The 8,585-nt window shown below is 67.5% G+C and carries 8 protein-coding genes; all 8 read right to left on the minus strand.

Translation table 11 applies throughout. The features are described 5' to 3' along the window. Positions 1–139 precede the first annotated feature (139 nt). Positions 140–1,201 (minus strand): 4-hydroxyphenylpyruvate dioxygenase, encoded by a 1,062-nt coding sequence (hppD, locus tag ACIRF9_RS46690; protein WP_403835944.1) that lies wholly within the window; start codon positions 1,199–1,201, stop codon positions 140–142. A gap of 21 nt (positions 1,202–1,222) precedes the next feature. Then, entirely contained in the window at positions 1,223–1,978 is a 756-nt protein-coding gene (locus ACIRF9_RS46695) for an aspartyl/asparaginyl beta-hydroxylase domain-containing protein (RefSeq protein WP_403835946.1), read from the minus strand. A 48-nt stretch (positions 1,979–2,026) separates the two neighbouring features. Continuing rightward, positions 2,027–3,334, minus strand: a complete 1,308-nt coding sequence (locus tag ACIRF9_RS46700; RefSeq protein WP_403835948.1) for an MDR family MFS transporter — start codon at positions 3,332–3,334, stop codon at positions 2,027–2,029. A 38-nt stretch (positions 3,335–3,372) separates the two neighbouring features. Next, entirely contained in the window at positions 3,373–4,419 is a 1,047-nt protein-coding gene (locus tag ACIRF9_RS46705) for a MupA/Atu3671 family FMN-dependent luciferase-like monooxygenase (protein ID WP_403835950.1), read from the minus strand. Positions 4,420–4,469: 50 nt separating this feature from the next. Then, a complete protein-coding gene (locus ACIRF9_RS46710; protein WP_403835952.1) occupies positions 4,470–5,549 on the minus strand; it encodes an ornithine cyclodeaminase family protein in 1,080 nt (359 codons plus the stop codon). Positions 5,550–5,571: 22 nt separating this feature from the next. Then, a complete protein-coding gene (locus ACIRF9_RS46715; protein WP_403835964.1) occupies positions 5,572–6,117 on the minus strand; it encodes a flavin reductase family protein in 546 nt (181 codons plus the stop codon). Next, positions 6,114–6,326, minus strand: a complete 213-nt coding sequence (locus ACIRF9_RS46720; protein WP_403835954.1) for an MbtH family protein — start codon at positions 6,324–6,326, stop codon at positions 6,114–6,116. The genes ACIRF9_RS46715 and ACIRF9_RS46720 overlap by 4 nt, the downstream gene beginning before the upstream one ends. A gap of 77 nt (positions 6,327–6,403) precedes the next feature. Next, a partial coding sequence (locus ACIRF9_RS46725) for an AMP-binding protein (RefSeq protein ID WP_403835956.1) occupies positions 6,404–8,585 on the minus strand: 2,182 nt, incomplete at its 5' end.

An 8,585-nucleotide genomic window follows, 5' to 3' on the forward strand; every position in this document is an offset into this window, starting at 1 on the left:
CCGCTGCCACCTCCGATGAAGTCCCTTACATCTGCAGGAAGTTGGTCAAAGGCGGCCTGTTCGACGTCACGCAGCGAGAGCGGGGCCCAGGAGGCCGGCCGGGTTCCGGTCTCAGTCTCGATGTCGGTCTCTGTCCGCATCACGCACCGGCAATCCGGCGGTCGAGCTTCTCGGCCTCCACGGCCTCGTACAGCGCCTTGATGTTGCCGCTGCCGAAGGTCCGCGCGCCGACCCGCTCGATGATCTCGAAGAAGAGGGTGCGCCGTGCATGGCTGGAGCGCGTGAAGATCTGAAAGAGCTGACCGTCGTGGTCCTCGTCGACGAGGATGCCGAGTCGCTCCAGCTCCGCGACAGTGTGCACGCTCAGCTCCAGCCGCTGCTCCATGAGCCGGTAGTACGTGGCGGGTGTGGTCAGGAAATCCACCCCGTTGCCCATCATCCGAGCGACCGAACGCACGGCGTCGGCCACCCGGAAGGCGATGTGCTGGACGCCCGAGGCTCCGTGCTCCTTGAGGAAGCGGTCGATCTGGCCGGGCTTGCGGGTGACGTCCGGCTGGATGAGCGTCAGTGTGACGGCGCCCGAGGGACTCTGCACCACCTTGGAGATCATGGCCTGGTCTCCCACGACGATATGCTCCTCGAATATCTCTTCGAAGCCGATGGCCGTGCGGTAGAAGTCGACCGTCGGCTGCAGCATGTCTGCTTCCAGGCACACCGCGAAGTGGTCGATCTCGATGACGTCGGCCGTGTCGGTCCGCCGCGCCTCTCGCCGGCGGTCCGCGTCGATCCGGAACCTGGGAAGCACCCAGTCCTGGTCCGGTCCACCGGGCTGTACGAAGGTGTGGGTGACGTTCCCGAAGCCCCCGATCACGGCCGTGACGGTGCCGTCGGACAGCTCCGCGGGTTCGCTGACCGCGCGGGCTCCGGCGGCAACCGCCCGGGTGTGGGCCGCCCGCGCGTCGGCGACGCCGAGGGCGATGTCCCCCACGCCGTCGCCGTGGACGCCCACGAAGAGCGCGGCGGGATGGGTCTCGTCCAGGCCCTGCGTGACGACCAGGATGGCAGTGCCGCGTTGGAGGACCGTACTGCGCGCACGGGAGTCCGCTGCCTCGCCGATGCGCAGGAACCCGTACGAGCGCTCCATTTCGGCGGCGTACGCGTCGACGTCGCGGACGTAGAACTCGACATGAAACAACTGCACGATCTTGAACCTTCCAAATGATTACTGGCTGTCCCCGAGGAGCACGCGGATCTCCGTGATGAGCGCGGTCAGCGCCGCTCTCTCCGCGAGCGTGGTCTCGGGGTGCCACAGGTCGACGAGCAGGCAGGTCCGCGTCCCGGTGCCCCGGTTCCATGCCTCGTGCTCGAAGGAGTAGTCGAAGAGCAGACACTTGCCCTCGACCCATTCGCGCGTCTCGTCGCCGACCCTGATGCCGCAGTCCTCGGGTATGTCGACGGCCAGGTGCAGGTTGATGCTGAAGTTCCACAAGTCGCAGTGCGGCTTGACAGACGCGCCGGGCAGCAGAGTGGAGAAGTGGCTCTCCAGCAGGGGGCAGTGCGTCGCTGTCCGGAGGGCGTACTCGTCCAGGATCCGGTAGGCGGTAGGGACGACCTGGGCCGACTCGAGCACCGGCGCGCCGTCGCGGAAGAGGTACAGGGCCTGCCAGTCCGACTGGGTGGAGAGGTAGTGCTCGTAGTCGGTGAACGACGGCCTGTTCAGGGACCAGGCATCGGCGAGTTCCCGCTTGATGTCGGCATGGCCGGCTTCGAAGGCGCGTACGACAGCGGCCGTCTCGGGGTGCTCGTACGGGTCGTGCCACGGCTTCTTCGACAGACCCGGCAAGATCCACTTGGCGTTCTTCTGCTGCGGATGCCGGTCCTGTCGCGCAGGGTCGAGCATCTGCCTGACCCGGTCGATGCTGCCGACGCCGTATTCCTTCTCGACGGCCTCGAATGCGTCGTCGATCTCAGGTGTCATTCGCGTCTCTTTCGTACGGTGTTGTCGTGGCGTGTGCGGCCGGACGAGTCAGCCGGCCGTGTCGGCGGGCGCTGTCTCCTCGTCGTCCCGACCGGTCGGCGCCGTCTCCTCCTGTGCCGCGGTGTTCTCGGCGGCCGCCAGACGCGCGCCGATCGTCCGGGTGAGCAGGGCGTATCCGCAGGCGGCCGCAGTGCCGATCACGGCGCAGCCCGCCCAGATCGCGTTCGCGCCCAGCCGGTCGAGGACGAATCCGCTCATGACGGGAGTGGCGAGCGCTGCGGAGGCCCAGGCGAGGTTGTAGGCGCCCTGGTAGCGCCCCCGAGCGTGCTCGGGTGACAGGTCGGCCACCAGGCGCATACCGATCGGGGTGAATATGATCTCGCCCAGGGTCCAGACGGCGACAGTCGCGGCGTACAGCGCGAGCGAGTCAGCGAGCGCGGTGAGCCCGAACCCGTAGCCGCACAGCAGCGCCGCGACCGTGAGGACCTGGAGGGGAGTGCGATCCCGTACCGCGCGCGACAGGGGGATCTGCAGGATCACGACGAGCAGTCCGTTGAGACTCAGGATCAGCCCGTAGTCCGCGCTTGAGCGCCCCTCCTGACCCATGGTGATGGGCAGGGTGGTGGCGGCCTGCTGGAACAGCGTCACTACCAGGAAGGCGAGGCCGGCGAGGCACATGAAGGGGCGGTCCTTCAATACCATGCCGAATCCCGCTCCGCCATCTGGTGCGTCGACGTCTACCGGGGGCGCTTGCGTCCTGGTCTCGGGAACCTTCAGGAAGACCAGAACGGCGCAGCACAGGGTCGCGAGCGCCTCGCACACAAAGAGCAGGAAGTAGCTCTGCCGGGCAAGGATGCCCGCGGCCGCCGCAGACACGCCGAAGCCGATGTTGGCCGCCCAGAAGTTCAGCGAGTACGCCTTGCTCCGGTCCTCGCTCGGTACCAGGTCGGCGATGACCGCGCCGATCGCGGGGCGGGAGGCATGACTCACCACGCCCACGACGAGGGCGAGCACTGCGATCAGCACGGCCTGTTCGGTCAGGCCGAGCGCCACGATGGAACCGGCGGTGAGCAGTTGGGCGACGAGGATCGTGGGCCGACGCCCGATCCGGTCGGTGAGGACCCCACCGACCAGCGATGCGACCGCTGCGCCACCGCCGTACAGGGAGACGACCAGGCCCGCGAAACTCGCGGAGTGGCCCATGTCCTGCGTCAGGTACAGCGCGAGGAACGTCGCCACGAACCCGGCGAGCCGGTTGACGAGAGTCGCCGCCCACAGCCACCAGAACGCGGCGGGCAAGCCGGTAAAACTCTCGGCGACCGCCTTCCGGGCAGCGGCGAGCACCTTGTTGGACATGGACTACTCCTCGACGGTCTACGGGCGGGTCTCGGCGATCACTGGAAGCGTCGGCGGAGTTCGTCGAGCTGCCGCAGCCCGTCCAGCGCCAGCTTGCCGTCGACTCCGAAGTCGATCAGGCAGGCAATCTCGTCGACTCCGATACCGCGCAGCCGCTCAACCGTCTCGGCTGCCTGGTCGACTGTCCCGAAGAGACCGCGCTCGTCGAAGTACGTGTCGAAGGACCGCTCGACCAGGAAGTCGACGTCGTCCTCGTGGAGAGAGTCGACGTCGAAGTCCGGGCCCACGTCCGCGACGGACCGCGCGATGAGGTGGAAGGAGCTCTTCAGGTACGCGCACAGCGGGTCGTGCACGACGTCGCGCACATAGGCGCGGTCGTCGCCAAGAAACGTGTGGAGCATCACGGCGACCCGGCCGTCCCAGTCATCGTGCGCGGCGCGGGCCGCTGCACGGTAGGCCACGATCTTCTCGGCCAGTTCGTCGATGTCCTGGTGCAGCAGGTGCGTCAGCACCCCGGCCTTGGCCGCGCCGGCCATCCGGAACGTCTCCGCCTCGCCCGCGCTGGTGATCCAGGTCGGCAGTTCCGGCTGGACCGCCGGCGGAAACACTCGCACGGTGGCCGGATTGTCTGTGCCGTCGACCACATCTACCGGCTCGCCCCGCCACAGCGTGCGGACCGTCTCGATGGTCTCGAGCATGGTCTCCTTGCGGTTCACGTAGGACGAACCGCGGCTGAGGCAGAAGTCGACGGGATGCCATCCGGAGGCGAAGGACACCTCGACACGGCCGTGGGACAGGTTGTCCACGACCGCCCACTCCTCCGCGATGCGCACCGGCGAGTGCAGGGGTGCCACTACGCTGCCGGCCCGGATGCTGATGTGCCGCGTCGCGACAGCCAGCGCAGCGCCCACCACGGCGGGGTTGGGGTAGAGGCCACCGAACGGATGGAAGTGCCGCTCGGGGGTCCAGACGGCGTTGAAACCGTGCTCGTCGGCGAAGCGGGCGCCCTCCAGGAGTACGTCGTACCGGCCTTCGCCCACCTCCTCGGTGCTGTCGTTCGCGAAGTAGAACAGCCCGAACTTCATGTCCCTACTGCTTCCTGATGTCATGTGAATGTCCCGTCCGCGGTCAGTGGTCAGCGCAGGACGAGCGCGTCGGCGGCCGCCGGGATGTCGTCGAACGCGTCGCCGTAGGGGTTGTGGGAATCGTCGGACACCGATTCCAGGTCGACGTGCCGGCCGAGACCGTACGTCAGGGCTAGTTCGTGGAAGACGTCGAAGGCGACGTGGTCCTCCAGAGCGAAGCCCGTCGAGTCGAAGACGGACAGCGACTCCCGTGCGCCGCGCGCCAGCTGGGGGTCGGCGCAGACGCTCGGCAGGGTGGGTCCGATCTCGTGGAAGTCGAGCTGCTGGCACTCACCTTCGCGTCGGGCCTGATCGACGTGGTCGGGGCAGACGAACGCGTTCCTCAACACCTGTGCGGGCACTTCGACCTTGCCCGGCAGATCGGCGCCGATGGCGTTGATGTGCAGGTGGTCGCGCAGGTCCCGGCCTTCGAGGACCGGCCCCTCGCCGACGTCCACCGACGTGGCCGTGCAGATCACGTCCGCGCGCGACTCCAGTTCCGCCAGAGGTACGACCGTGATGTCGAGGCCGAGGAAACGGGCCCGGTGCGCGAAGGACGCGCTGTGCTCGGACGCCGTGTCGTGCACGAGCACCGTCTCGATGCCGAGGACGCGGGACAGGGCGTGCAGTTGGGTGACGGCCTGTGATCCGGTGCCGATCAGACCCACGACCCTGCTGTCCGGGTGCGCGAACAGGCCGGTGGCTATGGCCGAGGCGGCACCGGTACGCACGGCGGTGGGCAGGACGCCGTCGCACAGCCCCACAAGGTGGCCGGTCTCGTCATCGAAGCGGGCGATGGTTCCCAGGATGGTCGGGAGGCCAAACCGCGTCGGGTTCATGGGAGCGTAGGAGACGGTCTTGATCGTGACGGCGTGCCCGGGGTCGTGGTGGGGCATCCACTCCAGCACCCCCGTCCGGTCCGTACCAGTGAGGAACCCCTGCCGGGCCGGCGTGACTGCCCGTCCCGAGTCCGCTGCCGCGAAGGCCGTGCGCAGCCGTTCGATCATGAGATCCATGACCTGGTCCCGGCCGGCCTGCCGGAGTATGCGGTAGATGTCGGACTGAGTGAGCAAGAGTGTTGTCGCAGCCATTGGTCCCGCCGTCTTCTTTCTACTATGGATTTCGGTCCGAGTGATTCGACTGAAAAATGTCGGCATAGGATCGGTCGCAGTAGAGCAGCGGGCGGCCGGCATCACGCACGGCGACGTCGATCACTCCCCCCACGACCATGAAGTGGTCTCCCACTTCCACGAATTTCTCCCGCCGGCACACCAGATGGGCCGTCGCCCCCTTCAGCAGGGGCAGCCCGAAAGGCCCGTCCTCCCATGCCTCCGATGGCGCGAACCGGTCGACTCCACTCCGGGCACATGTGGCGGCCACGTCCCGCTGACCGCTTTCCAGGAAGCTCACCGCGAACCATTCCGACGCCCGCAGGACGCCACAGCTGGACGACTCCTTCTTCAGGTAGAAGGAGACGAGCGGCGGGCTGGCACTCGCCGAGGTGAAGGACGTGACCGTGACGGCCGTACGCAGTCCGCCGGCCGTCGGGGTGACAACGACGACTCCGGCCGGATGCCGGGAGAGCGCCGCACGGAACTCCTCAGATCCGACCAGCCGCCCGGCGATGCGGCCCTCATCGGCTCTGTATCGGCCGCTCAGTTCTCACCCATGGCCAGCGCGAGGCTCTTGGGCCGCATGTCCGTCCAGTTCCCCTCGACAAAGGACACGCACTCGTCGCGCGACTTCCCCTCCAGGGCAACCGTCCAGCCCTCGGGAATGTCCACAGAATCCGGCCACAGCGAGTACTGGCCCTCCTCGTTGACCAGCGCATGATAACGGCCGTCTGAATTCTCGAACGGGTTTGCCATTACGTTGACTCTCCTATTGCGTTCCGAAATAGCAGGCGAGGCAGAAAATAAATTGGCGAAATCCCTCGATAGCCACATCAAAAAAACCATTGGAGGCGCTTCGAGAAACGGCGACCTATAAACTCGGACGCATTATCGACCATATCATAATGGCCGCAGTCCACGGAGATTGCATCGACAATTCCCGACGCATACTTCTCCCACTCCCGCGCATGCTCGACTCCCCATCCGTCCCGCTCCGCCGTGAAGACCATCAGGTCTCCATCGAACGTTTCCGGCACAAACGCGTCGATGAGCGAGATATTGTTCATCGCCACGCCCAGAGCGCGCTTGACCGCCGCGTCGTCGGCTTCCATGAGCGGGATACACATCCGCCTGAGCTTCTCGACGGCCTCGGCCTCACCCAGGGCGCGGTCTCCGGCTGCCTCACGGTCTCCGGTCAGGGCCTCGACGGCCTCCGCCCGTAGGTCCTGCTCCTGCTTCGGCCCGGCCGCGTCGTCGCCCCGGGGCGGGTAACTGTCCAGCAGGGCAAGGAACTCGACCTTTTCACCGAGCGCCTGCAGCCGCGTCGCCATGGAGTGGGCGACCAGACCGCCAAAGGACCACCCCGCGAGCCGGTACGGTCCCGCCGGCTGCACGCGCCGGACCTCCTCCAGGTACTCCGCAGCCATCTCGGCCACCGAGGCCGGCAGCTCTTCCTCCTGCGCGGCAAGGCCCCTCGCCTGCACCCCGTACACCGGCTGCTGCGGGTCCAGATGTGCCAGCAGACGAGTGTAGGACCAGCTGAAACCCCCACCTGGGTGGACCACGAAGAGCGGAGTACGGTCGCCGACCGTGCGCAGCCCCAACAGCATCTGCAGGCCCTCGTGTTCGCCGCGTTCGCCGTCCAGACCGGCGGCGAGGCCGCCCGGCGTGGGGGTCTCGAAGAGCGCCCTGACACCCGCGTCCACACCGAGGACGATGCGGATACGGCTGATCAACCGGGTGGCCAGCAGCGAGTGACCGCCCAGGTCGAAGAAGCTGTCGTCGATCCCGACTCGCTCCACGCCCAACACCTCGGCGAACAGCGAACAGAGAATCTCCTCACGTGGGGTCCTTGGTCCACGCCCCGATGCGTCACCGGTGACATCGGGTGCGGGCAGTGCCCTGCGGTCCAGCTTCCCGTTCGGGGTCATGGGGAGCGAATCCAGCACCACAAAGACCGAGGGCACCATGTGGTCCGGCAGTGAACGGGCAAGCTCCGCGCGCAGTTCGCGCGGCCTGATCTCAGCGTCGACCGCGGGGACGACGTAGGCCACCAGGCGTTTGTCGGCGCCGCTCGCCCCGTCGGCGGGCAGAGCAAGCACGCCGACCTGGCCGACGCTGGGGTGCTGGGCGAGCGCGCCCTCGATCTCACCGAGTTCGATACGGAAGCCCCGCACCTTCACCTGGTGGTCCACCCGGCCGATGAACTCCAGCTCCCCGTCGTCCGTCCACCGCACCAGGTCACCTGTGCGGTACATCCTCGACCCCGCCGGCCCGAGCGGACACGCCACAAAGCGTTCCGCCGTCAGCCCCGGCCGGTTCAGGTATCCGCGCGACACCGAGTCGCCCGCGATGTACAGCTCACCGGGCACACCTGCCGGGACGGGCTGCAGCCCGGAATCCAGGACGTAGCCGCGGGTGTTGCCGACGGGGCGGCCGAGGCGGGCGGAGAGCGGCCAGCTCTCCGGGGCGCCGGGGACTTCGTGCAGCGTGATGAGGTGAGTCTCGGTGGGGCCGTACACATTGTGCAGGCGCAAGCGCGGGCGCCTGGCGCAGAAGCGGCGCATGCGGTCGCTGAGCACGAGCGCCTCGCCGCCCTGAAGGATGTCGGTGAGGTCCGCCAGGGCCAAGTCGTGTTCCTCGGCGGCCTCGATCATGGACTCGATCACCAGGTTGGGCGCGAAGAACTCGTTGACACGGTTCCGGTCCAGCCAGCGGGCGAACTCCTCGGCGCTGTAACGCACATCGTTGGGGGCGATGTACAGCGCACGCCCCGTCACCATCGCGCCGAGCATCTCCTGAACGGAGCTGTCGAATCCGAGCGACGTGAACTGTCCCGTTCGCAGGCCGGGGTGTCCCGGATAAGCCTCGATGTGCGCCGCGAGCATGTTCATCAGTCCACCGACGTGCATGGCGACGGCTTTGGGGGTGCCGGTGGAGCCGGAGGTGTAGATCACGTACGCCGGTGACGCCGCACGCAGCGGCGCCAGCCGCTCCTCGTCGGCCACATCCTCC

The organism is Streptomyces sp. NPDC096132 (assembly GCF_044763345.1).
Classification (GTDB): domain Bacteria; phylum Actinomycetota; class Actinomycetes; order Streptomycetales; family Streptomycetaceae; genus Streptomyces.

Bases quoted from the DNA above. Each gene is read 5' to 3' on its own strand.
- ACIRF9_RS46695 (WP_403835946.1), bottom strand. From the start codon at position 1,978: ATGACACCTGAGATCGACGACGCATTCGAGGCCGTCGAGAAGGAATAC.
- ACIRF9_RS46700 (WP_403835948.1), bottom strand. From the start codon at position 3,334: ATGTCCAACAAGGTGCTCGCCGCTGCCCGGAAGGCGGTCGCCGAGAGT.
- ACIRF9_RS46705 (WP_403835950.1), bottom strand. From the start codon at position 4,419: ATGAAGTTCGGGCTGTTCTACTTCGCGAACGACAGCACCGAGGAGGTG.
- ACIRF9_RS46710 (WP_403835952.1), bottom strand. From the start codon at position 5,549: ATGGCTGCGACAACACTCTTGCTCACTCAGTCCGACATCTACCGCATA.
- ACIRF9_RS46720 (WP_403835954.1), bottom strand. From the start codon at position 6,326: ATGGCAAACCCGTTCGAGAATTCAGACGGCCGTTATCATGCGCTGGTC.